General features: G+C 74.0%; 23 protein-coding genes. 19 read left to right on the forward strand and 4 right to left on the reverse strand.

Going from position 1 to position 25,730, the window contains the following annotated elements:
- Window positions 1-47 precede the first annotated feature (47 nt).
- Together kilB and IHE55_RS25430 are read right to left on the reverse strand one after the other, a co-directional pair.
- Entirely contained in the window at window positions 48-512 is a 465-nt protein-coding gene (kilB, locus tag IHE55_RS25425; RefSeq protein ID WP_232265696.1) for a plasmid transfer protein KilB, read from the reverse strand.
- A 173-nt stretch (window positions 513-685) separates the two neighbouring features.
- On the reverse strand, window positions 686-2,893 hold the full coding sequence (locus IHE55_RS25430) for an elongation factor G-like protein EF-G2 (RefSeq protein ID WP_197991153.1): 2,208 nt from the start codon (window positions 2,891-2,893) through the stop codon (window positions 686-688).
- 126 nt (window positions 2,894-3,019) lie between these two features.
- Here IHE55_RS25430 and pgsA point away from each other — a divergent pair, with 126 nt between their 5' ends.
- From pgsA to IHE55_RS25520, 18 genes are all read left to right on the forward strand, one after another.
- Entirely contained in the window at window positions 3,020-3,745 is a 726-nt protein-coding gene (pgsA, locus tag IHE55_RS25435; RefSeq protein WP_372442727.1) for a phosphatidylinositol phosphate synthase, read from the forward strand.
- The gene (locus IHE55_RS25440) at window positions 3,742-4,692 is read left to right on the forward strand and encodes a phosphatidylinositol mannoside acyltransferase (protein ID WP_197991154.1); all 951 of its coding nucleotides are present in this window, start codon (window positions 3,742-3,744) and stop codon (window positions 4,690-4,692) included. Before pgsA ends, IHE55_RS25440 begins: the two co-directional genes overlap by 4 nt.
- The gene (locus IHE55_RS25445; protein ID WP_197991155.1) at window positions 4,689-5,864 is read left to right on the forward strand and encodes a glycosyltransferase family 4 protein; all 1,176 of its coding nucleotides are present in this window, start codon (window positions 4,689-4,691) and stop codon (window positions 5,862-5,864) included. The genes IHE55_RS25440 and IHE55_RS25445 overlap by 4 nt, the downstream gene beginning before the upstream one ends.
- Before the next feature lie 272 nt (window positions 5,865-6,136).
- Window positions 6,137-6,676: a hypothetical protein gene (locus tag IHE55_RS25450; protein WP_197991156.1), complete on the forward strand. Its 540-nt coding sequence runs from the start codon at window positions 6,137-6,139 to the stop codon at window positions 6,674-6,676.
- 385 nt (window positions 6,677-7,061) lie between these two features.
- Window positions 7,062-7,985, forward strand: a complete 924-nt coding sequence (pdxS, locus tag IHE55_RS25455) for a pyridoxal 5'-phosphate synthase lyase subunit PdxS (protein ID WP_197991157.1) — start codon at window positions 7,062-7,064, stop codon at window positions 7,983-7,985.
- A 305-nt stretch (window positions 7,986-8,290) separates the two neighbouring features.
- A complete protein-coding gene (gene pdxT, locus IHE55_RS25460) occupies window positions 8,291-8,896 on the forward strand; it encodes a pyridoxal 5'-phosphate synthase glutaminase subunit PdxT (RefSeq protein WP_197991158.1) in 606 nt (201 codons plus the stop codon).
- 154 nt (window positions 8,897-9,050) lie between these two features.
- On the forward strand, window positions 9,051-9,800 hold the full coding sequence (locus IHE55_RS25465) for a YebC/PmpR family DNA-binding transcriptional regulator (protein WP_197991159.1): 750 nt from the start codon (window positions 9,051-9,053) through the stop codon (window positions 9,798-9,800).
- 302 nt (window positions 9,801-10,102) lie between these two features.
- A complete protein-coding gene (ruvC, locus tag IHE55_RS25470) occupies window positions 10,103-10,681 on the forward strand; it encodes a crossover junction endodeoxyribonuclease RuvC (protein WP_197991160.1) in 579 nt (192 codons plus the stop codon).
- Window positions 10,678-11,304 carry a Holliday junction branch migration protein RuvA gene (gene ruvA / locus IHE55_RS25475; protein WP_197991161.1) on the forward strand — a complete coding sequence of 209 codons (627 nt, stop codon included), beginning with the start codon at window positions 10,678-10,680 and terminating at the stop codon, window positions 11,302-11,304. Before ruvC ends, ruvA begins: the two co-directional genes overlap by 4 nt.
- 60 nt (window positions 11,305-11,364) lie before the next feature.
- Complete coding sequence (gene ruvB, locus IHE55_RS25480) at window positions 11,365-12,426, forward strand: Holliday junction branch migration DNA helicase RuvB (protein ID WP_197991162.1); 1,062 nt, start codon at window positions 11,365-11,367, stop codon at window positions 12,424-12,426.
- A gap of 177 nt (window positions 12,427-12,603) precedes the next feature.
- Window positions 12,604-13,059, forward strand: a complete 456-nt coding sequence (gene yajC / locus IHE55_RS25485) for a preprotein translocase subunit YajC (RefSeq protein ID WP_197991163.1) — start codon at window positions 12,604-12,606, stop codon at window positions 13,057-13,059.
- A gap of 151 nt (window positions 13,060-13,210) precedes the next feature.
- Window positions 13,211-15,088 carry a protein translocase subunit SecD gene (secD, locus tag IHE55_RS25490; protein WP_197991164.1) on the forward strand — a complete coding sequence of 626 codons (1,878 nt, stop codon included), beginning with the start codon at window positions 13,211-13,213 and terminating at the stop codon, window positions 15,086-15,088.
- A 2-nt stretch (window positions 15,089-15,090) separates the two neighbouring features.
- The gene (gene secF, locus IHE55_RS25495; protein ID WP_197991165.1) at window positions 15,091-16,239 is read left to right on the forward strand and encodes a protein translocase subunit SecF; all 1,149 of its coding nucleotides are present in this window, start codon (window positions 15,091-15,093) and stop codon (window positions 16,237-16,239) included.
- The gene (locus tag IHE55_RS25500) at window positions 16,236-16,796 is read left to right on the forward strand and encodes an adenine phosphoribosyltransferase (protein ID WP_197991166.1); all 561 of its coding nucleotides are present in this window, start codon (window positions 16,236-16,238) and stop codon (window positions 16,794-16,796) included. Before secF ends, IHE55_RS25500 begins: the two co-directional genes overlap by 4 nt.
- A 406-nt stretch (window positions 16,797-17,202) precedes the next feature.
- Window positions 17,203-19,488, forward strand: coding sequence for a RelA/SpoT family protein (locus tag IHE55_RS25505; protein ID WP_307826818.1), 2,286 nt, complete (start codon window positions 17,203-17,205; stop codon window positions 19,486-19,488).
- Between the two features lie 15 nt (window positions 19,489-19,503).
- A complete protein-coding gene (locus tag IHE55_RS25510; protein WP_197991167.1) occupies window positions 19,504-20,808 on the forward strand; it encodes a serine/threonine-protein kinase in 1,305 nt (434 codons plus the stop codon).
- Window positions 20,801-21,337 carry an effector-associated constant component EACC1 gene (locus IHE55_RS25515; RefSeq protein ID WP_197991168.1) on the forward strand — a complete coding sequence of 179 codons (537 nt, stop codon included), beginning with the start codon at window positions 20,801-20,803 and terminating at the stop codon, window positions 21,335-21,337. The genes IHE55_RS25510 and IHE55_RS25515 overlap by 8 nt, the downstream gene beginning before the upstream one ends.
- Window positions 21,331-22,671 carry a caspase family protein gene (locus IHE55_RS25520; RefSeq protein ID WP_197991169.1) on the forward strand — a complete coding sequence of 447 codons (1,341 nt, stop codon included), beginning with the start codon at window positions 21,331-21,333 and terminating at the stop codon, window positions 22,669-22,671. Before IHE55_RS25515 ends, IHE55_RS25520 begins: the two co-directional genes overlap by 7 nt.
- On the opposite strand, the gene IHE55_RS25525 is transcribed toward IHE55_RS25520, so the two are convergent.
- Both IHE55_RS25525 and IHE55_RS25530 read right to left on the reverse strand, forming a co-directional pair.
- Window positions 22,643-23,872: a DUF349 domain-containing protein gene (locus IHE55_RS25525; protein WP_197991170.1), complete on the reverse strand. Its 1,230-nt coding sequence runs from the start codon at window positions 23,870-23,872 to the stop codon at window positions 22,643-22,645. The genes IHE55_RS25520 and IHE55_RS25525 overlap by 29 nt on opposite strands.
- A 225-nt stretch (window positions 23,873-24,097) precedes the next feature.
- Window positions 24,098-24,865, reverse strand: coding sequence for a peptidylprolyl isomerase (locus IHE55_RS25530; RefSeq protein WP_197991171.1), 768 nt, complete (start codon window positions 24,863-24,865; stop codon window positions 24,098-24,100).
- Window positions 24,866-25,009: 144 nt separating this feature from the next.
- On the opposite strand from IHE55_RS25530, the gene IHE55_RS25535 reads away from it, so the two are divergent.
- Complete coding sequence (locus tag IHE55_RS25535; protein ID WP_197991172.1) at window positions 25,010-25,726, forward strand: MBL fold metallo-hydrolase; 717 nt, start codon at window positions 25,010-25,012, stop codon at window positions 25,724-25,726.
- The last annotated feature ends 4 nt before the right edge of the window (window positions 25,727-25,730 follow it).

A 25,730-nucleotide genomic window follows, 5' to 3' on the forward strand; every position in this document is an offset into this window, starting at 1 on the left:
CGCGTCCCGTCGCAGGAGGAACGGCGGGCCGGGGAGGACGCCCTCGCTCAGCCGGCGCGGCCGGGACCGAGCAGCGCGGCGGCCTCGGCGACGAAGGCGACGGTCGCCTCCTTGGCCGCATGGCGCCGGGCGTCCAGCTCCGTCCGGTCGACCGCCCTGCGCAGCGCGTACGTGGCATCCGTGGCCCGCTGCGCGGGGCCGGTGAGCTCGGGGACCAGGACCTGGAGGCGGATGTGCGGCGCGGTGATCGCCGCCCGGGTGTCATGGGACCTCGTCTCGGCCTCCAGCTGGTGCTCGGTATCCGCCCGGGACAGGGCCAGACGCTCCCGGTGGAAGATCGCCGAGCGGTGCGCGTCCAGGGCGGCGGCGAAGGCGGTGACGGCGTCGAGCCGGTCCTGGCGGTGGTTGTCGGCGCGCTCCTCGGCGCGTGCGGCGTGATGCTGCAGGAGACCGGCGGTCAGAGCACCGGCGAGCGTACCGAGCACGGCCACGGTCGAAGGCCATATGGACATCAGGTGTCGGGTCCCCCTCGGGCAGTCGGTTGGTGAGGCCCTCCGGTCCTACCCGGCCGCACACACCGGCACCGGACGCGTCCGGGGGAGGAGAGCGGCCGGCCCCTTACCTGCCCGGCCGGCCGGTGGGCCGGGCAGGTGCCGGCCGGTGGGCCGGGGCCCGCGCCGCCCGGTCAGTCCGTGCGCCCGGCGTCCGCCCGCACCCGGTCGGCGAGCGCCCGGGGCATCGGCTCGTGGCGCGCGTAGGCGCGGCTGAACCGCCCGGCACCGTGCGTCAGCGAGCGCAGGTCGATCGCGTACCGGCTGATCTCGGCCTCGGGCACCTCGGCCCGCACCAGGGTGACGCCGCCGCCGGACTGCTCGGTGCCCAGCACCCGGCCCCGCCGCCCGGACAGGTCGCCGAGCACCGCGCCCACGTACTCGTCCGGGACCGTCACCCGGACCTCCGCCACCGGCTCCAGCAGGTGGAGGCGGGCGCCGGCCGCCGCGTCGCGCAGGGCCAGGGCCCCGGCGGTCTGGAAGGCCGCGTCGGAGGAGTCCACCGAGTGCGCCTTGCCGTCCAGCAGGGTCACCCGTACATCGACCAGCGGATGGCCGGCGGCGATCCCGCGGGCGGCCTGTGCGCGCACCCCCTTCTCCACCGACGGGACGAACTGCCGGGGCACCGCGCCGCCCACCACCCGGTCCACGAACTCGACGCCCGAGCCGGCCGGCAGCGGCTCCACCTCGATCGCGCAGATGGCGAACTGGCCGTGGCCGCCGGACTGCTTGACGTGCCGTCCGTGTCCGGCCGCCCGCTCCGCGAAGGTCTCCCGGAACCCGACCCGGTGCGGTTCGGTGTCCACCCGGACCCCGTGGCGGGAGCGCAGCCGTTCCAGCGCGACCTCCCGGTGCGCCTCGCCCAGGACCCACAGCACCATCTGGCCGGTGTCCGGGTTCTGTTCCAGCCGCATCGTCGGGTCCTCCGCGACCAGCCGCGCCAGCCCCTGGCTGAGCTTGTCCTCGTCGGCCCTGCCGTGGGCCCGGACGGCGACCGGCAGCAGCGGTTCGGGCATCTCCCACGGCCGGACCAGCAGCGGGTGGTCGTGGGCGGAGACGGTGTCGCCGGTCTCCGCCCGGCCGAGCCGGGCCACGCAGGCCAGATCCCCGGCGACCACCTGCGCCACCGGGCGCTGCTGCCCGCCGAACGGGACGGACACCGCACCGGTCCGCTCGTCCACATCGTGGTCCTGATGGCCGCGGTCGGCGAGGCCGTGGCCGGAGACATGGACGGCCTCGTCCGGGCGGAGAGTGCCGGAGAAGACCCGCACCAGCGAGATCCGGCCGACATACGGGTCCGAGAAGGTCTTGACCACCTCGGCGGCGAGCGGACCGCGCGGATCGCAGGACAGCGGCGGGCAGGGGGCGCCGTCCACGGTCGTGGCCTGCGGGGCCGGGCGCTCCTGCGGGCCGGGGAAGGCACGCGTGATCAGCTCCAGCAGCTCGACCGTGCCCGGCCCGTACCGTCCGTCGCCCAGGGCCGGCGCCGCCGCGAGCACCGGGTGGAAGGTGCCGCGCGCCACGGCCTTCCGCACGTCCTCGACGAGCGGTGTCTCGTCGATCTCGGCGCCGCCCAGGAAGTGGTCGAGCAGGTTATCGTCCTCGCTCTCGGCGATCACCCCCTCGATGAGACGGCCGCGGGCCCGCTCGATCAGGGCCCGGTGGCCGGGGCCGGGCGGCGACTCGGCACGCTCCCCGCCGGTGTAGTCGTACACCCGTCCGGTGAGCAGCGCGGCCAGCCCGCCGAGCGGCGCCCGCCCGCCGCCGTCCGGGTCCCCGGACAGCGGCAGGTGGAGCGGCAGCACGGCGTCCGGGTCGTCGCGGCCGAACACCTGCCGGCAGATTTCGGTCATCTCCTCGAAGCCGGTCCGCGCCGCCTCCAGATGGGTGATCACCAGCGCCCGGGGCATCCCGACGGCGGCGCACTCGTCCCACACCATCCGGGTCGCGGCGGTGACGCCGTCCGCCTCCTGGGCGGCCGAGACCACGAACAGGGCCGCGTCGGCCGCCCGCAGGCCGGCCCGCAGCTCCCCGACGAAGTCGGCGTACCCCGGGGTGTCCAGCAGGTTGATCTTCACGCCGTCCCACTCCAGCGGGACCAGGGACAGCTGCACCGAGCGGTGCTGCCGGTGCTCGATCTCGTCGTGGTCGGACAGGGTGGTGCCGTCCTCCACCCGGCCCGCCCGGTTCACCGCCCCGGCCGCCCGGGCAAGCGCTTCCACCAAGGTGGTCTTCCCGGCGCCGCTGTGGCCGACCAGCACCACGTTCCGCACCGAACCGGGCCGGTCGGCCGCCGGTGCCCCGGCGGCGGCCCCGTGCTGTGTGGCCGTCCTGACGCCCATGTGCCTCGCCTCCCGCTCCGCACCTGCGCTACTTCGAGCTTTCCACCCGCACCCCGGACCGTCCATATGTCGCACATCCGGGCGTATCGTGATGCGTTCGCCGGGCGCCGCGCGCGCGTGACTACGATGGGCCAGCCGGTGGCCCATCGACCACCCGGCTCGTTTCGACACTTCGGGAAGGCCATGCTGAACAAGTACGCGCGTGCTTTCTTCACGCGTGTTCTCACACCGTTCGCCGCCCTGCTCATCCGCCTCGGCGTCAGTCCGGACGCGGTGACCCTCGTCGGTACCGGCGGTGTGGTCGCGGGCGCGCTGGTCTTCTACCCCCAGGGGAAGTTCTTCTGGGGGACGGTCACCATCACGCTCTTCGTCTTCTCCGACCTGGTCGACGGGAACATGGCGCGCCAGCTCGGCCGCTCCAGCCGGTTCGGCGCCTTCCTGGACTCCACGCTGGACCGGGTGGCCGACGGGGCGATCTTCGGCGGTCTGGCGCTGTGGTACGCGGGTGGTGGGGACGACCAGGTGCTCTGCGCGGTCGCCATCTTCTGCCTGGCCAGCGGCCAGGTGGTGTCGTACACCAAGGCGCGCGGCGAGGCCATCGGGCTGCCGGTGAACGTCAACGGCCTGGTGGAGCGCGCCGAGCGGCTGGTCATCTCCCTGGTGGCCTGCGGATTCTCCGGGCTGCACAAGTTCGGGGTGCCGCACATCGACATCCTGCTGCCGATCGCCCTGTGGATCGTCGCGGTGGGCAGCTTCGTCACCCTGGTGCAGCGGGTGGTCACCGTGCGCCGGGAGGCCGCCGAGGCCGACGGGCGGACCGAGCCCGCGGTCCGCGGGGGCGAGACGCGGTGAGGGAGCGGCTGACCGACGGCCTCTACGGGCTGGGCTGGGCCACGGTCAAGAAGCTCCCCGAACCGGTCGCGGTCCGTCTGGGGCGGGAGATCGCCGACCGGACCTGGAAGCGGCGCGGCGCGGGCGTGCGGCGGCTGGAGGCCAACCTGGCCCGGGTGGTCCCGGACGCCTCGCCGCAGCGGCTGGCCCGGCTCTCCCGCGAGGGCATGCGCTCCTACCTGCGGTACTGGATGGAGTCCTTCCGGCTCCCCGCCTGGAGCCGGGAGCGGATCCACGGCGGTTTCGTGCCGGACGACGTGCACCACCTGGTGGACGGGCTCGCCGCCGGGCGCGGGGTGATCCTGGCGCTGCCGCACATGGGCAACTACGACCTGGCCGGCGCCTGGGTGACCACGAAGCTGGGCGTGCCGTTCACCACCGTGGCGGAGCGGCTGAAGCCCGAGTCGCTGTACGACCGGTTCGTCGCCTACCGCGAGGGGCTGGGCATGGAGGTGCTGCCGCACACCGGTGGCAGCGCGTTCGGCGCGCTGGCCCGCCGGCTGCGGGCGGGCGGCCTGGTCTGCCTGGTCGCCGACCGCGACCTGTCCGCCTCCGGCGTGGAGGTGGAGTTCTTCGGCGAGACCACCAAGATGCCGGCCGGTCCGGCCCGGCTCGCCGTCCAGACCGGCGCGCTGCTGCTGCCGGTCACCCTCTGGTACGACCGGAGCCCGGTGATGCGCGGCCGGGTCCACCCGCCGATCGAGGTGCCCGGGGAGGGCACCCGCGCCGAGCGGGCCGCCGTGATGACGCAGGCCCTCGCCGACGTCTTCGCCGCCGGCATCGCCGAGCACCCGCAGGACTGGCACATGCTCCAGCCGCTGTGGCTGTCCGACCTCGCGCCGGCCGCCGGCCGGGGCGGCACGGCGGGGCCGGGCGGTCCCGGACCCGCGGGAGGGGGCCGGCGGTGAGGATCGGGATCGTCTGTCCGTACTCCTGGGACGTGCCCGGCGGCGTCCAGTTCCACATCCGGGACCTGGCCGAGCACCTCGTCCGGCGCGGCCACCAGGTGTCGGTGCTGGCCCCGGCGGACGACGACACCCCGCTGCCGCCCTACGTGGTCTCCGCCGGCCGGGCCGTACCGGTGCCGTACAACGGCTCGGTGGCCCGGCTCAACTTCGGCTTCCTCTCCGCCGCCCGGGTACGCCGCTGGCTCCACGAGGGGGCCTTCGACGTGATCCACATCCACGAGCCCGCCTCGCCCTCGCTCGGCCTGCTGTCCTGCTGGGCCGCCCAGGGCCCGATCGTGGCCACCTTCCACACCTCCAACCCGCGCTCCCGGGCCATGATCGCCGCCTACCCGATCCTCCAGCCGGCGCTGGAGAAGATCAGCGCCCGGATCGCGGTGAGCGAGTACGCGCGGCGCACCCTGGTGGAACACCTGGGCGGCGACGCCGTGGTCATCCCCAACGGCGTGGACGTGGACTTCTTCGGCCGCGCCGAACCCCGCCCGGAGTGGCGCGCGGCCGGGGAGGACGCCCCGGTGGTCGGGTTCATCGGGCGGATCGACGAACCGCGCAAGGGGCTCCCGGTGCTGATGCGCGCACTGCCGGGCATCCTCGCCGAGCGCCCCGGCACCCGGCTGCTGGTGGCCGGCCGCGGCGACCAGCAGGAGGCGGTGGCCGGGCTGCCGCCCGGGATGCGCGGCCAGGTGGAGTTCCTCGGCATGGTCAGCGACGAGGACAAGGCCCGGCTGCTGCGCAGCGTGGACCTGTACGTGGCGCCCAACACCGGCGGTGAGAGCTTCGGCATCATCCTGGTCGAGGCGATGTCCGCCGGGGCCCCGGTGCTCGCCACCGACCTCGACGCCTTCACCCAGGTGCTGGACGGCGGCGAGGCCGGCGAACTCTTCCCCAACGGCGACGCCGACGCGCTCGCCGCCGCGGTGCTGCGGCTGCTGGGCGACCCGGCCCGCCGGGCCGAGCTGAGCGCACGCGGGCGGCGCCATGTGCGCCGGTTCGACTGGTCCACGGTCGGGGCGGACATCCTGGCGGTGTACGAGACGGTGACCGCCGGCGCGGCCTCGGTCGCCACCGACGAGCGGACCCGGCTGTGGAGCCGGTGGGGCAACGGGCGGGAGTGACCCGCCGCGGCCGGTGCCGCCGGGTCCGCGCCCGGGGACACCTGGGCTCCCGCCGGGGTGACGGACCCGCGACCGCCCGGCCGGGGGCCGCGGGCCGTGAGGCACCCGGGATCGGGCCCGTCCGTCCGCCGGGGCCGGTGGACGGACGGGCCGGCGGACGGTGGCGCCGGGCCCCGCGGGGCGGGGCGCGGACGCGGAGCGGACTCCGGTGGGGGAGCGCCGGGCCGGGGCCGGTCCGGCGGCCCGCGCGGCAGGCGATACCGTAACGCGGCGTGAGCACTCTGATCTGGATCGCGGTCGCCCTCGTCCTCGTGGCCGTCTACCTCAGCTGGACGGCGGGCCGGCTGGACCGGCTGCACAGCCGGCTGGACGCGGCCCGCGCCGCGCTCGACGCCCAACTGCTGCGCCGCGCCTCGGTCGCCCAGGAACTGGCCACCGCCGGGGTGCTGGACCCGGCGGCGTCGATGGTGCTCTACCAGGCGGCGCACTCCGCCCGGCAGGCGGAGGAGGAGCACCGCGAGGTCGCGGAGAGCGAGCTGAGCCAGACCCTGCGGGCGGTCTTCGCCGAGCAGACCCAGGTGGAGGCGGTCCAGCAGGCGCCGGGCGGCGAGGGCGCGCTGGGCGAGCTGGCGGAGGCGGTACGGCGGGTGCCGATGGCCCGGCGGTTCCACAACGACGCGGTGCGCTCGGCCCGGGCGCTGCGCACCCACCGCACGGTACGGCTCTTCCGGCTGGCCGGGCACGCCCCCTTCCCGCTGGCCTTCGAGATGGACGATGAGCCGCCCGCGGCCCTGGTGGAGCGATCCTCCTGAGCCGCCGGGGCCGGATGGGCAATCCGGCGGGCCCCGCCGTCCCCGGGCGGGTCCCCGCCGCGCACCGCGCCGGCCCGGTGCGGCGGCCCGGCCCCGCGCGGCCCGGCCGCGGCCACCCGGCCGGTCCACCACGGCCCCGAGCACCGGCCGCGGCCGCCTCACCGGACCCGGTGGCCCCCGGCCCGGGGGTCATGACGGGCCACCCGCCCCGAATTGGCCCTTGTCGTGACACGTCCGCGCGCGGTTTCGTCTCTTCCGTAGCCGTCACCCCCGGTGACCTGGACCGATGCAGGTCCTGGCGGGGGCTTGGGACGGTTGGCGACGGGCCGCCCGCCGAGGCGGCAAGCCGCTCCCAGCGCACATCTTCATCAAGCGAGGTCTCACCGTGTCCGACACGCTCCCCACCACGCCCAGCTCCGACGAGGCTCCCGCCACCGGCACCGCCCGCGTGAAGCGCGGCATGGCCGAGCAGCTCAAGGGCGGCGTGATCATGGACGTCGTCACCCCGGAGCAGGCGAAGATCGCCGAGGACGCCGGTGCGGTGGCGGTCATGGCCCTGGAGCGGGTGCCCGCCGACATCCGCAAGGACGGCGGCGTGGCCCGGATGTCCGACCCGGACATGATCGAGGGCATCATCAACGCCGTCTCCATCCCCGTGATGGCCAAGTCCCGCATCGGCCACTTCGTCGAGGCGCAGGTGCTGCAGTCGCTCGGCGTGGACTACATCGACGAGTCCGAGGTGCTCACCCCGGCCGACGAGGTCAACCACTCCGACAAGTGGGCCTTCACCACCCCCTTCGTCTGCGGTGCCACCAACCTGGGCGAGGCGCTGCGCCGGATCGCCGAGGGCGCGGCCATGATCCGTTCCAAGGGCGAGGCCGGCACCGGCAACGTCGTGGAGGCGGTCCGCCACCTGCGCCAGATCAAGAACGAGATCGCCCGGCTGCGCGGCTACGACAACCACGAGCTGTACGCCGCCGCCAAGGAGCTGCGCGCCCCGTACGAGCTGGTGAAGGAGGTCGCCGAGCTGGGCAAGCTCCCGGTGGTGCTGTTCTCCGCGGGCGGCGTCGCCACCCCGGCCGACGCGGCGCTGATGCGCCAGCTGGGCGCCGAGGGCGTCTTCGTGGGCTCGGGCATCTTCAAGTCCGGCGACCCCGCCAAGCGGGCCGCCGCCATCGTGAAGGCCACCACCTTCTACGACGACCCGAAGATCATCGCGGACGCCTCCCGCAACCTGGGCGAGGCCATGGTCGGCATCAACTGCGACACCCTCCCCGAGGCCGAGCGGTACGCCAACCGCGGCTGGTGAACCCGGCCGGGACCGGGCGTGCCGTGCGCCGAGCCGCCGGCCGCCCGTTCCCGCGACCGCCGTTTCCCGGCCGGGCGCCCCCGGTCGGCCGGGCGCCGGCCACCGGCGTCGCCCGTGCCCGCCGGCGCCCGGGCGCGGCCGCCGCGGAGGTCCCGGCGCCGCCGCGGGCGTACGCGGCGGCCGCGGCCCGGCCCGGCCCCGCCCCGGGCCGCCACCCGCACCGGCCCCGCCACCGTCGTCCGTCACCGTCCCGCCGCCGCCCGTCGCCGGCGGGACGCCCCCGTCACGTTCCGAGAGGTCCTGCCGTGTCCGCCACCCGTGGCACCCCCACCATCGGAGTGCTCGCCCTCCAGGGCGACGTCCGTGAACACCTGGTCGCGCTCGCCGCCGCCGACGCCCTGGCCCGTCCGGTCCGCCGCCCGGAGGAACTCGCCGAGGTGGACGGCCTGGTGATACCGGGCGGGGAGTCCACCACCATGTCCAAGCTCGCCACCGTCTTCGGGGTGCTCGGGCCGCTGCGCGAGCGGGTCCGGGCCGGGCTGCCGGTCTACGGCACCTGCGCCGGCATGATCATGGTCGCGGAGAAGATCCTGGACGGCCGGGACGACCAGGAGACGGTCGGCGGCGTCGACATGACCGTGCGCCGCAACGCCTTCGGGCGGCAGAACGAATCCTTCGAGGCCGCGATCGACGTCGCCGGGATCGACGGCGGGCCGGTGGAGGGCGTCTTCATCCGAGCCCCCTGGGTGGAGTCGGTCGGCGCCGGGGTGGAGGTGCTCGCCGACTACGGCGGACACGCCGTCGCGGTCCGGCAGGGCAACGTGCTGGCCACGTCCTTCCACCCGGAACTGACCGGCGACCACCGGGTGCACGGGCTCTTCGTGGAGATGGTGCGCGACGCCGCCGCCTGAGCCTCTCCCGCCCCCCCGGCGCACGGCGGCCGGGGGCCGGGGAGAACACACCGGGCGGGCCGCCGGGGGCGACGGGCGGGGCCGCGGCCGGGCGAGATCCCGGTAGGATCGCAGACGTTCGTTTCGAAGTGGGTAACGCGAAGGAGACAGGCGGATGTCCGGCCACTCTAAATGGGCTACGACGAAGCACAAGAAGGCCGTGATCGATGCCAAGCGCGGCAAGCTCTTCGCGAAGCTCATCAAGAACATCGAGGTCGCGGCGCGGATGGGCGGCGCGGACCCGGAGGGCAACCCGACGCTGTACGACGCCATCCAGAAGGCGAAGAAGCAGTCGGTCCCCAACAAGAACATCGACAGCGCGGTCAAGCGCGGCGCGGGCCTGGAGGCCGGCGGCGCCGACTACGAGACCATCATGTACGAGGGCTACGGCCCCAACGGCGTGGCGGTGCTCATCGAGTGCCTGACCGACAACCGCAACCGCGCCGCCTCCGACGTGCGCGTGGCGATGACCCGCAACGGCGGCTCGATGGCCGACCCGGGCTCGGTCTCGTACCTGTTCAACCGCAAGGGCGTGGTCATCGTCCCCAAGGGCGAGCTGACCGAGGACGACGTGCTCGGCGCGGTGCTGGACGCCGGCGCCGAGGAGGTCAACGACCTGGGCGAGACCTTCGAGGTCATCAGCGAGGCCACCGACCTGGTGGCGGTGCGCACCGCACTCCAGGAGGCCGGCATCGACTACGACTCGGCCGACGCCAACTTCGTCCCGACCATGCAGGTCCAGCTGGACGAGGAGGGTGCGCGCAAGATCTTCAAGCTGATCGACGCGCTGGAGGACAGCGACGACGTGCAGAACGTCTTCGCCAACTTCGACGTCAGTGACGACGTCATGGAGAAGGTCGGCTGACAGCCGCCCGGAGCTGACGGGGGCCCGGTTCCCGAGCTGGTGAGGCCCGGTTCCGGCGGCGGCCCGGTTCCGGCCGGGCCCCGGGGGCGGCCCAGCAAGGGGCCGGAGACCGTCGGCGCCCCCGGCCGAGCCGCGCTGTGGAGCCTCCGCGGGCCGAAGGCCCGGCGCGACACGCCCGCCGGCCGGCCCGGCCACCACCCCCCGACGGTGCCGCTCACGCCCCTCCCGGAAGGCCGGCCCCGTGCGTTGTCGGTGGCACTCGATAGCCTGCACGGGTCGGTGAGCGAACGAAGGAGGGGCGGGTGCGGGTGCTGGGCGTGGACCCGGGGCTGACCCGGTGCGGCATCGGCGTGGTGGAGGGGGCCGCCGGCCGTCCGCTGCGGATGCTCGGGGTCGGCGTGGTCCGCACCCCCGCGGAGGAGGACACCCCGCGACGGCTGGTCCTGATCGAGCAGGGCATCGAGGCGTGGCTGGACGAGCACCGCCCCGAAATGGTCGCCGTGGAACGGGTGTTCAGCCAGCACAACGTCCGTACCGTGATGGGCACCGCCCAGGCCAGCGCCGTCGCCATGCTCTGCGCGGCCCGCCGCGGACTCCCGGTCGCCCTGCACACCCCCAGCGAGGTGAAGGCGGCCGTCACCGGCTCCGGGCGGGCCGGCAAGGAGCAGGTCGGCGCCATGGTCACCCGGCTGCTGCGGCTGGCCGCCCCGCCCAGGCCGGCCGACGCGGCCGACGCCCTGGCCCTGGCCATCTGCCACATCTGGCGGGCCCCGGCCACCCACCGCCTCCAGCAGGCCGCCGCCCGCGGCGCGGCCCCGGCCTCCACCGTCCGTGTTCCCGCCGGCCCCCGGCACGGCCGATCCCAGAGAGGCGCCTCATGATCGCCTTCGTCAGCGGCCCGGTGGCCGCCCTCGCACCCGACTCCGCCGTCATCGAGGTCGGCGGCGTCGGCATGGCGGTCCAGTGCACCCCGGCCACCCTCTCCCGGCTGAGCGTCGGCGAGCCCGCCCGGCTCGCCACCTCGCTGGTGGTCCGGGAGGACTCGCTCACCCTGTACGGCTTCGCCGACGATGACGAGCGGCAGGTGTTCGAGCTGCTCCAGACGGCGAGCGGGGTCGGCCCCCGGCTGGCGCAGGCCATGCTGGCGGTGCACACCCCCGACGCGCTGCGCCTGGCGGTGGCCGGCGGTGACGAGAAGGCGCTCACCGCGGTACCGGGCATCGGCAAGAAGGGCGCCCAGCGGCTGCTGCTGGAGCTGAAGGACCGGCTGGGCGAGCCCGTCGGCACCGGCCGGGCCGCGGCCGGCGCTGCGGCCACCCGGGTTCCCGGCTGGCGCGACCAGCTGACCGCCGCGCTGGTGGGCCTGGGGTACGCCGGGCGGGAGGCGGACGAGGCGGTGGAGGCGGTCGCCCCGCAGGCCGAGGCGGCGGTCGCGGAGGGCGGCACACCGCAGGTGTCCCAGCTGCTCAGGGCCGCGCTGCAGAGCCTCAACCGCGCCCGCTGACCCCCGGCCGCGCCCGCCGGCCCCCCGACCCGACCGGACCTCCGTACCGAAAGACACTCCATGAACTGGGACGACACCGACGCCGGAGCCGAGCAGCGGCTGGTCGCCTCCTCCGCCGACGGCGAGGACCAGGCGATCGAGGCGGCCCTGCGCCCGAAGGACCTGGGCGAGTTCGTCGGGCAGGAGCGGGTCCGGGAACAGCTGGACCTGGTCCTCAAGGCCGCCCGGCAGCGCGGCGGCACCGCCGACCACGTACTGCTCTCCGGGGCGCCCGGGCTGGGCAAGACCACCCTGTCCATGATCATCGCGGCGGAGATGGGCGCCCCCATCCGGATCACCTCCGGCCCCGCCATCCAGCACGCCGGGGACCTGGCGGCCATCCTCTCCTCGCTCACCGAGGGCGAGGTGCTCTTCCTCGACGAGATCCACCGGATGTCCCGCCCCGCCGAGGAGATGCTCTACATGGCGATGGAGGACTTCCGGGTCGACGTGATCGTCGGCAAGGGGCCGGGCGCCACCGCCATCCCGCTGGAGCTGCCGCCGTTCACCCTGGTCGGCGCCACCACCCGGGCCGGACTGCTGCCGCCGCCGCTGCGCGACCGGTTCGGCTTCACCGGGCACATGGAGTTCTACACCGCCCCCGAGCTGGAGCGGGTCATCCACCGCTCGGCCCGGCTGCTGGACGTGGAGATCGAGGCCCCGGGCGCGGCGGAGATCGCCGGCCGGTCCCGCGGCACCCCGCGCATCGCCAACCGGCTGCTGCGCAGGGTCCGGGACTACGCGCAGGTCAAGGCCGACGGAATGATCACCGCCGAGATCGCCGCCCGCGCCCTGGACGTGTACGACGTGGACGGCCGCGGGCTGGACCGGCTGGACCGCGCGGTGCTGACCGCGCTGCTGAAACTGTTCGGCGGCGGCCCGGTCGGGCTGTCCACCCTGGCGGTCGCGGTGGGGGAGGAGCGCGAGACCGTCGAGGAGGTCGCCGAGCCGTTCCTGGTACGGGAGGGGCTGCTGGCCCGCACCCCCAGGGGGCGGGTGGCGACCCCGGCGGCCTGGGAGCACCTCGGCCTCACCCCGCCGGGGCGGACGGGCGCCGCGCAGACCGGCCTGTTCGAGTCGTGACCGTTCGGTGGCGGCGCGGAGACTGGTCCGGCCAGGAACCCGGGTGCCATGCTGGGCGTTGTTCCATAGGTGCGGGCTCGCTTAGACTCCGCCGATGCCGTCCGTGTACCGGTCCGGCATACCCACCCCCGTAGACCAGGCCGCCGCCAGGTGGCCGTGCGAAGGAATCTCCGTCCCGTGAATATCGTGACTCTCCTGCCGTTCATCGTGCTCATCGGGGCCATGTTCCTGATGACCCGATCGGCCAAGAACAAGCAGCGCCAGGCCGTGCAGATGCGGGAGTCGATGCAGCCGGGCTCCGGCGTCCGGACCATCGGCGGCATGTACGCCACGGTCAAGGAGGTCCACGAGGACACGGTTCTCCTCGAAGTCGCTCCCGGCGTGCACGCCGTGTACGCCAAGAACGCGGTGGGTGCCGTCCTCGACGACGACGAGTACAACCGCATCGTGCACGGCATCGACCCGGAGGCCACCGACACCGACTCCGACACCCCGGTGGTCCCCGACGACGCTTCCTCGCTGACCGACCCGGGCAGCTCCGCCGACGCCGAGGCCGGCAAGACCGACCTCACGAAGCCGGGCGCCGACGCCAAGCGGCCCGAGGACGGCAAGGGCGACAGCGACGCGAAGTAAACCCCGCAGGTCAGCCGTGCCGCCCCACCGCTCGGTGCGGCACGGCTGAAGGACGGTCCAAGGCTCCGGCGGGGGCTGTTCCCCACAACACTTCGTGGCCGCCCGGCGCACCGCTGTGGGCGCGGGCGGTTGGACAGGGAGATACGACAAGGTGGCAGCACCGAAGAAGGGCCGCAGGTCCCCCGGGGGCCCGGGCAGGCCCTGGCGGCCGTTGGCCCTGATCCTCATCGCGATCGTGGCGCTCACCGTGGGCATGTTCGCCTCCGGTCACACCACGCCGCGACTGGGCATCGACCTCGCGGGCGGCACCAGCTTCACGCTGGAGGCCAAGAACGAGCCGGGCAAGCCCAACGCGATCAACTCGGACAACATGAACACCGCGGTTAACGTCATCGAGCGCCGTGTGAACGGCCTCGGTGTGTCCGAGGCCGAGGTCCAGACCCAGGGCGACAAGCACATCATCGTGAACATCCCCAAGGGGACGAACGCGAAACAGGCCCGGGGCCAGGTCGGCACGACCGCGAAGCTCTTCTTCCGCCCGGTGGTCACCTACACCGACGGTGCCCGGACCCCCGAGCCGAAGCCCACGCCGAGCGCCGGTGACCGCGGCGACAAGGACAAGGGCGACGGCAAGGACAAGTCCGGCGACGAGGGCGAGGCCGACTCCGGAAAGGCCGGCGACCAGGCCGGCCAGGACAAGGCCGGGGACGGCAAGGACGGGGCCACGACCACCCCCTCCTCCACCCCCCACCACCCAGGGCCGCCCGGTCACCGAGGCCTGACCGCCGACGAGACCCCCAAGGCGGACGAGACCGGCGCCCCCACCCCCGGCGGCACCGACAAGCCCGCCGGCTCGGCGAAGGACGAGCCGAAGAAGGACGAGCCGAAGAAGGACGACCCCGGCACCCAGCAGCCCGCGCAGGACGACCTGTCCAAGCAGCTGGCGGCGCTGGACTGCTCTACCCCGAAGTCCCGCGCCGCGGCCGGTGACAAGGTCGCCGCCGCGAGCGAGAAGGACTCGGTCGTCGCCTGCTACGAGGACGGCTCGCGCAAGTTCATCCTCGGCCCGGTGCAGGTCGCCGGCACCGAGATCGACGGCGCCGAATCCCTCTACGACAGCCAGGGCGGCGCCGGCTGGATCGTCTCCCTCGACTTCAGCGGCAAGGGAAGCAAGCAGTTCGCCGAGGTCACCACCGAGCTGTCCAAGCAGCAGCCGCCGCAGAACCAGTTCGCGATCGTCCTGGACGGCGAGGTCATCTCCGACCCGCAGGTCAGCTACCCGATCACCGGCGGCAAGTCGCAGATCTCCGGTGACTTCACCCGGCAGGAGTCCAAGGACCTGGCGAACGTGCTCGCCTACGGCGCGCTGCCGCTGTCCTTCGACATCGTGGACGAGACCACCGTCTCCGCCGCGCTCGGCAGCGAGCAGCTGGAGGCCGGCCTGATCGCCGGTGCCATCGGCCTCGCGCTCGTCGTGCTGTACCTGCTGCTGTACTACCGCGGCCTGTCGCTCGTCGCGCTGGCCAGCCTCGCGGTCTCCGCGGCCCTGACCTACACGATCATGACGCTGCTCGGCCCCGGTATCGGCTTCGCGCTGAACCTGCCCGCCGTGTGCGGTGCCATCGTGGCCATCGGCATCACCGCGGACTCCTTCATCGTGTACTTCGAGCGCATCCGGGACGAGATCCGCGAGGGCCGCACGCTCCGCCCGGCGGTGGAGCGCGGCTGGCCGCGTGCCCGCCGCACCATCCTGGTGTCGGACTTCGTCTCCTTCCTCGCCGCCGCGGTGCTCTTCATCGTCACCGTCGGCAAGGTGCAGGGCTTCGCGTTCACGCTGGGCCTGACCACGCTCCTCGACGTCGTGGTGGTGTTCTTCTTCACCAAGCCGCTGATGACGATCCTGGCCCGGACGAAGTTCTTCGCCGGCGGACACCCGTGGTCCGGCCTGGACCCCCGGCGCCTGGGCGTCAAGCCCCCGCTGCGCCGCGGCCGCCGTCCCTCCGCCCCCGTCGACCCGAAGGAGGCGTGACGATGTCCAAGCTCGGCACACTCGGCGCCCGGCTCTACCGAGGCGAGGTCGGGTACGACTTCGTCGCCAAGCGGATGATCTGGTACGGCATCTCCGTCCTGATCACCATCACGGCCATCGTCGGCCTCTCGGTGCGCGGCCTCAACATGGGCATCGAGTTCTCCGGCGGCGCGGTCTTCAACACCCCCAAGACCGAACTCTCCGCCAACCAGGCGCGGCACACCGCCGAAGAGGCGGCCGACGGCCACCACGCCATCGTCCAGAAGCTCGGCAACGGCACCCTGCGCATCCAGATCAGTGACCTGGACACCAAGGACGCGGTGCCGGTCCAGGAGGCGATCGCCGAGAAGCTCGACGTGTCCGCCGACCGGATCAACACCCAGCTGGTGGGTCCCAGCTGGGGTGAGGAGATCGCCAACAAGGCCTGGAAGGGCCTGGTGATCTTCATGGTCCTTGTGGTCATCTACCTCGCCATCGCCTTCGAATGGCGCATGGCGGTGGCCGCACTGATCGCCCTCATCCACGACCTCACCATCACCGTCGGCGTCTACGCGCTGGTCGGGTTCGAGGTCACCCCGGGCACGGTGATCGGTCTGCTCACCATCCTCGGATACTCGCTCTACGACACCGTCGTGGTCTTCGACGGTCTCAAGGAAGCGTCCAGGGACATCACCAAGCAGAACCGCCACACCTACAGCGAAATCGCCAACCGCAGCCTCAACGCCACCCTGGTGCGGTCCATCAACACCACCGTGGTGGCGCTGCTCCCGGTCGCCGGCCTGCTGTTCATCGGCGGTGGCGCACTGGGCGCGGGCATGCTCAACGACATCTCGCTCGCCCTGTTCGTCGGCCTCGCGGCCGGCGCGTACTCCTCGATCTTCATCGCCACCCCGCTCGTCGCCGACCTCAAGGAACGCGATCCGCAGATGCAGGCGCTGGCCAAGCGGGTGCGCGCCCGGCGGGCCGCGCTCGCGGCCAAGGGCGGCGGGACGGCCGGCACCGAAGCCCCGCACGATCCCGACGGAGAACCGGAGGACGACGACATGCCGGACGAGCACGAGGGCAACACCCCCGCCGGAGTGGTGGGACCGCGCCGCCAGCCCGCCTCCCGCGGCCGGGGCCGCGGCCGCTCCTCGGGCAAGCGCCGATGAGCACCGTGGCCGGTGAGACGCCGGACCTGAGGGAGATGCTGCTCGGCCGGATCAAGGACGTACCGGACCACCCCAAGCCCGGCGTGATGTTCAAGGACATCACCCCGCTGCTCGCCGACGCCGAGGCCTTCTCGGCGCTGACCGGCGCGCTGGCCGAGCTGTGCGTGCGGTACCGCGCCGACAAGGTCGTCGGCCTGGAGGCGCGCGGCTTCATCCTCGCCGCGCCGGTCGCGGTCCGCGCCGGGCTGGGCTTCGTCCCGGTGCGCAAGGCGGGCAAGCTCCCGGGCGCCACCCTGGGGCAGAGCTACGACCTGGAGTACGGCACCGCGGAGATCGAGATACACGCCGACGCGCTCGCCCCCGGCGACCGGGTCATGGTGATCGACGACGTGCTCGCCACCGGCGGCACCGCCGAGGCCTCCCTCCAGCTCATCCGCCGCGCGGGCGGCGAGATCGCCGGCCTGGCGGTCCTGCTGGAGCTGGGCTTCCTCGACGGCCGCGGCAAACTCGCCGCGGAACTGCGCGACGCCCCGCTGGAGGCGCTGATCACGGTCTGACCGGCACGAACGCGCCATGGGGCGGGCGCCTGGAGACCATCCGGGCGCCCGCCCCACGGCGTTCCCCCGAAAGCCGCCGGGCGAGGTCTGTGGCGGGATCGATACCATGGCATCCCAGACCCCTTTTTTCACGGGTCCGGCCTTCGCCCTCCCGTCCGCCGCCGGCCGGGCGGGGCCCAGTGAGGAGAGCTCTTGCCAGACGAGGCCCAGCCGCTGACCGCCGCGCACCGGGACGAGCCGACCGCCGCCGACGCCACGGCGCGGACGGACCCGCCCACCGGCAGCCGCGAGGCCGAGCGTTCGCCCGCCCCGGCGGCGAAGCCGTCCGCCCGGAGCGCCGCACCGCCCCCCGCGGCCGCCCGTCCCGCCCCCTGGCCCGGCGCCGCGCGGCGGGTCGTCCAACCGGGTGCGCGCCCGCCTGGCCCGCCTGGGCGTCCAGCGCTCCAGCCCGTACAACCCGGTGCTGGAGCCGCTGCTGCGCATCGTCCGCGGCAACGACCCCAAGGCCGACGCCGCCACGCTGCGGCAGATCGAACGCGCCTACCAGGTCGCCGAGCGCTGGCACCGCGGCCAGAAGCGCAAGAGCGGCGACCCGTACATCACCCACCCGCTGGCGGTCACCACCATCCTCGCCGAGCTGGGGATGGACCCGGCCACCTTGATGGCGGGCCTGCTGCACGACACCGTCGAGGACACCGAGTACGGCCTGGACACCCTGCGCGCCGACTTCGGCGACCAGGTCGCGCTGCTGGTGGACGGCGTCACCAAGCTGGACAAGGTCAAGTTCGGCGAGGCGGCCCAGGCCGAGACGGTCCGCAAGATGGTCGTCGCCATGGCCCGGGACCCCCGGGTGCTGGTCATCAAGCTCGCCGACCGGCTGCACAACATGCGCACCATGCGCTACCTCAAGCGGGAGAAGCAGGAGAAGAAGGCCCGGGAGACGCTGGAGATCTACGCCCCGCTCGCCCACCGGCTGGGCATGAACACCATCAAGTGGGAGCTGGAGGACCTGGCCTTCGCCATCCTCTACCCCAAGATGTACGACGAGATCGTCCGGCTGGTCGCCGAGCGGGCGCCCAAGCGTGACGAGTACCTCGCCGTCGTCACCGACCAGGTGCAGGGCGACCTCAGGGCGGCACGGATCAAGGCGACCGTCACCGGCCGCCCCAAGCACTACTACTCCGTGTACCAGAAGATGATCGTGCGGGGCCGCGACTTCGCCGAGATCTACGACCTGGTGGGCATCCGGGTCCTGGTCGACACCGTCCGCGACTGCTACGCGGCGCTGGGCACCATCCACGCGCGGTGGAACCCGGTGCCGGGGCGGTTCAAGGACTACATCGCCATGCCCAAGTTCAACATGTACCAGTCGCTGCACACGACGGTCATCGGGCCCAGCGGCAAGCCGGTCGAGCTGCAGATCCGCACCTTCGACATGCACCGCCGCGCCGAGTACGGCATCGCCGCGCACTGGAAGTACAAGCAGGAGGCGGTGGCCGGCGCCTCCAAGGTGCGCACCGACGTGCCGCGCCGGTCCGGCAAGGGCGCCGAGACCGACACCGTCAACGACATGGCGTGGCTGCGGCAGCTGCTGGACTGGCAGAAGGAGACCGAGGACCCGGGCGAGTTCCTGGAGTCGCTCCGCTTCGACCTGTCCCGCAACGAGGTCTTCGTCTTCACGCCCAAGGGCGACGTCATCGCGCTGCCCGCGGGCGCCACCCCGGTGGACTTCGCGTACGCGGTCCACACCGAGGTGGGCCACCGCACCATAGGGGCCCGGGTGAACGGGCGGCTGGTGCCGCTGGAGTCCACCCTGGACAACGGCGACCTGGTGGAGGTGTTCACCTCCAAGGCGGTCGGCGCCGGCCCGTCCCGGGACTGGCTCGGCTTCGTCAAGTCGCCCCGGGCCCGCAACAAGATCCGCGCCTGGTTCTCCAAGGAGCGCCGGGACGAGGCGATCGAGCACGGCAAGGACGCCATCGTGCGGGCGATGCGCAAGCAGAACCTGCCGATCCAGCGCATCCTGACCGGTGACTCCCTGGTCACCCTCGCCCACGAGATGCGGTACCCGGACATCTCCTCGCTCTACGCGGCGATCGGCGAGGGGCACGTCTCCGCCCAGGGCGTGGTGCAGAAGCTGGTGCAGGCGCTGGGCGGTGCCGAGGCGGCCAACGAGGACATCGCCGAGTCCGCGCCGCCGATCCGCCGGCGCAGCAAGCGGCGCTCCAGCGCCGACCCGGGCGTGGTGGTCAAGGGCGTCGAGGACGTGTGGGTCAAGCTCGCCCGGTGCTGCACCCCGGTCCCCGGCGACCCGATCATCGGCTTCGTCACCCGCGGCAGCGGCGTCTCGGTGCACCGCGCCGACTGCGTCAACGTGGACTCGCTGTCGCAGCAGCCGGAGCGCATCCTCGACGTGGAGTGGGCGCCCACCCAGTCCTCGGTCTTCCTGGTCGCCATCCAGGTGGAGGCCCTGGACCGCTCCCGGCTGCTGTCGGACGTCACCCGCGTCCTGTCCGACCAGCACGTCAACATCCTCTCCGCCGCCGTGCAGACCTCCCGCGACCGGGTCGCCACCTCCCGGTTCACCTTCGAGATGGGCGACCCCAAACACCTGGGGCACGTGCTCAAGGCGGTCCGCGGGGTGGAGGGCGTCTACGACGTCTACCGGGTGACGTCCTCCCGGCAGCGCTGACAGGGGCGGCGGGGGATGCCGGAGCGGGGAGCGGTGCTGGGCGGCAGGTACCGATTACTGCGCAGGATCGGCCTCGGCGGCATGGGCGTGGTCCACGAGGCCCTGGACACGGCGCTGGACCGGCGGGTGGCGGTCAAGATCCTCCCCACGCCCCAGGACCCGGACGACGGCGGGCCGCAGCTGGCCCGCTTCCGCCGTGAGACGCAGGCCCTGGCCCGCATCCGCCACCCCAACGTGGTGGCGGTGCACGACTCGGGGTCCGATCCCGCCGGACACCCGTACCTGGTGATGGAACTGCTCGACGGGGTCGAGCTGCAACGCCTGGTGGACCGGTACGGGGCGCTGGAGCCGGACGTGGTGCGCTGGATCGCCTCCGGGATGAGCGCCGCGCTGGCCGCCGCGCACGCCGCGGGCGTGCTGCACCGGGACGTCAAACCGTCCAACGTCCGCATCACCCGGTCCGGACGGGTGGTCCTCCAGGACTTCGGGCTCGCCCGGCTGGTGGAGGAGACCGCGATCACCCGGGTCGGATTCCTGGTCGGCACGCCCCGCTACATGGCGCCCGAGGTGATCCGCGGCGAGCCGCCCAGCCCCCGCTCGGACCTGTACGGCCTCGGGCTGTGCATGTACCTGATGCTCACCGGCGAGTCCCCGCGCGGAGCGCAGGAGGACGTGGGGGCGCTGGTGGAGCGGGCCATCGACGACGAGGTGCCGCAGCTGTACGGCAACCAGCTCGCCGGCCACATGCGCGTCCCCGACCGGCTCGCCTACCTGGTGGACGTGTTGTGCGCCGCCGACCCGCAGACCCGGCCGGAGACCGCGGCCGACCTCCAGACCACCCTGGCCGCCTCCACGGGGACGGCCGCACGCGCCGCCGAACTGGTCCAGGGCTGTCTGCGCGAGGACGCCCTCCACCTGCTCGCCGAGCCCGGGCCCGCCCTCCCCGGCGCGGGGGACCAGCCCGAGTACCTGGAGCCGGCCGTCACCGGCCCGGCCGCCGCGATCACCTCCCCGCTCTCCCTCAGCGACGCCACCCGCGAGGTGGTCATGGGCAGCATGACGGTGGAGAACGCCACCTCCCGGCTGCGGGAGGCGGTCGGCCTGGTCCAGCGCGGCGAGCTCCAGGAGGCGGTGCGGGTGCTCACCGCGGTCTCCCGGGTGTGCGCCGCCGCGCTCGGCGACGCCCACCCCACGACCCTGGCCAGCCGCTACTGGCACGGGGTGTGCCTGGCCCGGCTGGGCGCCGGCGGCCCCGCCCTGGCGCTGTTCGCGCAGGTCAACAGCTACCTGGACACAAGGAGGTACGGCGAGGATGGGTGAGCCCGTGACGGTGGCGGTGGGCGACCGGCACCACCCGGCGGACACCGAGGACGAGCTGCGCTCCCTGCTGCGCTGGCTGGACCGGGACGAGTCGCTCCGGGACCGGGTGCGCGGCCGGATACGGGGCAACCGGGCGCCGGAGCCGGGCGCGATGGGCGCCGGTTTCGACATCCTCCAGCTCACCATCGGCTCCGGGCTGTCCGTCGGCGCGCTCGTCGTCTCCGTCCTCCAGTGGCGCGACGCCCGGCGCACCCGGCCGGTGCTCACCCTGCGCCGCGGCGGGGTGGAGGTGGTGGTCCCGGCCGACGGCACGGCCGACGAGGAGACCGTACGGCGCGTGGTGGCGCTGCTCGGGGAGGGAGCCGGCCCGGGCCCGGCCGGCACCGTCCCACCGGACACCTCCCCGGCCCCGGCCGGCACCGGCGACGGCGGGGGCGACGGCGGGGCCGGGGAGCCCGACGGCGGTGACCGGCGCGGCGGCGGCGGACGCGGGGACGACGGCGGCGAGGGAGGAGGGGGCACGTGGTGACGGCGACGGCGGTCCCGGGCGGAACGGCGGCGGTGGTGCCGGCACAGGCGACGGCGGGGCCGGCGGCGGCGGGGGACGCGGCGGCGATGACCCGGCTGCCTGACCCGGACGCCTCCCGGGCGGTCCTCATCGGCACCGCCGCGTACCAGCACCTGGACCAGCTCCCGGCGGTCGCCGCCAACCTCCGCGACCTCGCCGACACGCTCGGCGACGCCCTGCTGTGGGGGCTCCCCCGGGAGCACTGCGCGCAGGTCATGGACCCGGCCGACGCCGCGGCCATGCTCGACCCGGTCCACCAGGCCGGTGAGGCGGCGTCGGACACCCTGCTGGTGTACTTCGCCGGCCACGGGCTGCGCGACCCCGACTCCGCCGACCTCTACCTCGGCCTGAACGGGTCGCGGGAGCACGCCGGGTACACCGCGGTCGCCTACGAGCACCTGCGGGCGGCGGTGCGCGCCTCCCGCGCCCGCCGCCGGATCGTGGTGCTCGACTGCTGTTTCAGCGGCCGGGCCGCCCGGGCGCTGAGCGGCTCCGGGGACGCCCTCGCCGCCCAGCTGGCGGTCGCCGGCGCCTATGTGCTCACCGCCTCCCCCCGGGACCGGGTGGCCCTCGCCCCGGACGGCGAACCGCACACCGCCTTCACCGGGGAGCTGCTGGGCGTCCTGCGGCAGGGCCTCCCCGACGGGCCCGAGCTGATCGACCTGGACACCCTGTACCGGGTGCTCGGCGAGCGGCTGAGGTCGAAGAACCGGCCGCTGCCGCAGCGCAGCCAGGAGAACGACATCGGCCGCCTCCCGCTGGTGCGCAACCGGGCCCGGGCCGACGACCGCGGCCCGGCCGGACCGGTGCTGGAGTCGGAGGTGCGCGCCGCGATGGTCTCCACCGGGCTCGGCCTCGCCCGGACGCTGCGCGCCGCCGGCCGCAACCGGGACGCCTTACCGGTGCTGCGGCTGGCGCTCACCGAGCGGGCGCCCGGGGGCATGGGCAGCACCTTCGCGGTCCAGCTGGAGCTGTCGGAGCTGCTCGCCGACACCGGCCGCAGCCGGGAGGCCATCGAGGTCCTGGAGCAGGCGTTCCACCACACCCGCACCACGCAGGGGCCCGAGGCGGTCCTGGTCTGCCGGCGGCTGGCCGCGCTGCTCCAGGAGTCCGGCAACCACATCCAGGCGTGCGAGGTCCTCAAGCACGCGCTGGACCTGGCCGAGAACGCCGGAGCGGCCCCGGCCCGCGACACACCTCCGGTGCGCGCGGTGCCGAGGCCGCTCCCGTACGGCCCGCCGGCCGGCCACGGAGGGCCGGACGCGGTCAGCCGCCGAACTCCTGCAGGCCCTTGAGCGCCTGGTCCAGCAGCGCCTGCCGGCCCTCCAGCTCCTTGGTGAGCTTCTCCGCCTTGGCGTCGTTGCCGGCCGCGCGGGCCGCGTCGATCTGGCCGCGCAGCTTGTCCACCGCGTCCTGGAGCTGACCGGTCAGGCCCGCGGCCCGTGCCCGCGCCTCAGGGTTGGTGCGCCGCCACTCCGCCTCCTCGGCCTCCTGGATGGCGCGCTCCACCGCGTGCATCCGGCCCTCGATCCTCGGCCGGGCGTCCCGCGGCACGTGGCCGATGGCCTCCCACCGCTCGTTGATCGCGCGGAACGCCGCCCGGGCCGCCTTCAGGTCCGTCACCGGGAGCAGCTTCTCGGCCTCGGCGGCCAGCTCCTCCTTGCGGGTGAGGTTCTCCCGCTGCTCGGCGTCCCGCTCGGCGAAGACCCCGCTGCGGGCCTGGAAGAACACGTCCTGGGCGCCGCGGAAGCGGTTCCACAGGTCGTCCTCGGCCTCCCGCTGGGCGCGGCCGGCCGCCTTCCACTCCGCCATCAGCTCCCGGTACCGGGCGGCGGTCGCCCCCCAGTCGGTGGAGCCGGAGAGCGCCTCGGCCTCGGCGACCAGCCGCTCCTTGACCCGGCGGGCCTCCTCGCGCTGCGCGTCCAGCGACGCGAAGTGCGCCTTGCGGCGCTTGGAGAACGCCGACCGCGCGTGCGAGAACCGGTGCCACAGCTCGTCGTCGGACTTCCGGTCCAGCCGGGGCAGCCCCTTCCAGGTGTCCACCAGGGCCCGCAGCCGCTCGCCGGCCACCCGCCACTGGTCGCTGGCCGCCAGCTCCTCGGCCTCGGCGACCAGCGCCTCCTTGGCCTTGCGGGCCTCCTCCGCCTGCCGGGCCCGGGCCGCCTTGCGCGCCTCGCGGCGGGACTCCACGTCGGCCACCAGCTTGTCGAGCCGCTCGGCCAGGGCCTCCAGGTCGCCGACCGCGTGGTGCTCGTCCACCTGGGTGCGCAGGTGCTCGATGGCGGCCATCGCGTCCTTGGCGGACAGGTCGGTGGTCCTGACTCGGCGCTCCAGGAGGCCGATCTCGACGACCAGGCCCTCGTACTTGCGCTCGAAGTAGGCGAGGGCCTCATCGGGAGAGCCCGCCTGCCACGACCCGACGACCTTCTCGCCGTCCGCCGTACGCACGTACACGGTCCCCGTCTCATCGACGCGGCCCCATGGGTCGCTGCTCACAGCGCCTCCTCCACATGATGCCGGGCGGGCGCGCGGCCCGCGGGCATCGTCCACAGTTTCCTCCGGCAGGGGCCGCGCCCCGACCGGTCCGACGAGCTGCCGTCACACCGGCCGGCGGCCGGTGTGCGGTGATCGTGCAGGGCGGCAGCCGTCGTCAGCAGGCACTCTGCACAACGCCAACATAGGCGACCGGCGGCCCGGCTGTCCGCATCCAGCGCGACCCAATCAGTCCTTGGTGACCGAGATCTTCTCCACGGCCACGGGCAGCTCGGGGGCGCCGTCGCCGCCACCGCCCGCGACGCCCGCCGCGCCGACCTTCCGCACGGTCTCCAGCCCGCCGGCGTCCATCGTCCCGAAGGGGGTGAAGGTGGGGGTGAGCCGGCTGTCCTTGTAGACCAGGAAGAACTGGCTGCCGCCGCTGTCCGGCCGGCTGGTGTTGGCCATCGCCACGGTGCCCGCGGGGAAGGTGACCTTGCCGTCCTTGCCGGGCTTGCCCAGACCGCCGAGGTTCTCGTCCGGGATGGTGTACCCGGGGTTCCCCATGCCGGTGCCCTGCGGGTCGCCGCACTGCAGCACATGGATGTTCTGCGTGGTGAGGCGGTGGCAGGTGGTGCGGTCGAAGTACCCCTCGTCCGCCAGCTTCTTGAAGGAGTTGACGGTCCGCGGCGTCTTCGCCGCGTCCATGGCGATCCGGATGTCCCCCCGGTCGGTCTTGACGGTCATCGTGTACCGGGCCTTGGTGTCGACGGCCATCGGCGGCTCGGACCGGGTGGGAGTCGGCGTGGGCTCCGTGCGCTCGTCGCTCCCGCCGCCGTCGCCGCCGAGCGCGCCGGCCGCGGCCACCGCCGCACCGGCCCCCATCGCCACCACGATCACCCCGGCGATCGCCGCGTTGCGGCGGCGGACCTTGCGCCGGGCCGCCTCGCGCCGCATCTCCTGCCGTTCGGCCTTCTCGCGCGCGAGCTGCCGCCGCCGCTTGTCGTTGCTGACCACCGGATCGTTCCTCCACCTGACGCTCGACCGGTCACCTCGCCGTACCGTATACGGGTTCGCCCGGTGCGGACCGGCGCCGGTAGGCTCTTGGGCACTGCTGGAGATCTCCCGTCGTGACGACGGGGTGACCGTGAGAGGACGATCGTGCTCATTGCCGGGTTCCCCGCCGGGGCCTGGGGGACCAACTGCTACCTGGTCGCCCCCGCCGCCGGTGAGGAGTGCGTGATCATCGACCCGGGCCACCAGGCGGCCCAGGGCGTCGAGGAGACGATCGCCAAGCATCGGCTCAAGCCCGTCGCCGTCGTCCTCACCCACGGCCACATCGACCACGTCGCCTCGGTGGTGCCGGTGTGCGGCGCGCACGACGTGCCCGCCTACATCCACCCCGCCGACCGGTTCATGATGAGCGACCCGGAGAAGGCGCTGGGCCGGTCCATCGGCATGCCGCTGATGGGCGAGCTGACCGTGGGGGAGCCGGACGATGTGCACGAACTGGCCGACGGCACCCGGCTGGAGCTGGCCGGCCTGGAGCTCACCGTCGCCCACGCGCCCGGCCATACCAAGGGGTCGGTGACCTTCCGGCTGCCCGAACAGGCGGACGTCCCGTCCGTCTTCTTCTCGGGCGACCTGCTGTTCGCCGGCTCCATCGGACGCACCGACCTGCCCGGCGGTGACATGGCCGAGATGCTCGAATCGCTGGCACGGGTGTGCCTGCCGCTCGACGACTCGACCGTGGTGCTGTCCGGCCACGGCCCCCAGACCAGCATCGGCCGCGAGCGCGCCACCAACCCGTATCTGCGGGAGGTGGCCGCCGGCCTCCCGGGCGGCGCCCCGCCGGCCGCCCCGCGACGAGGAATGTGACGAG

Origin of the sequence: Streptomyces pactum, from assembly GCF_016031615.1 — a bacterium.
GTDB lineage: Bacteria > Actinomycetota > Actinomycetes > Streptomycetales > Streptomycetaceae > Streptomyces > Streptomyces pactus.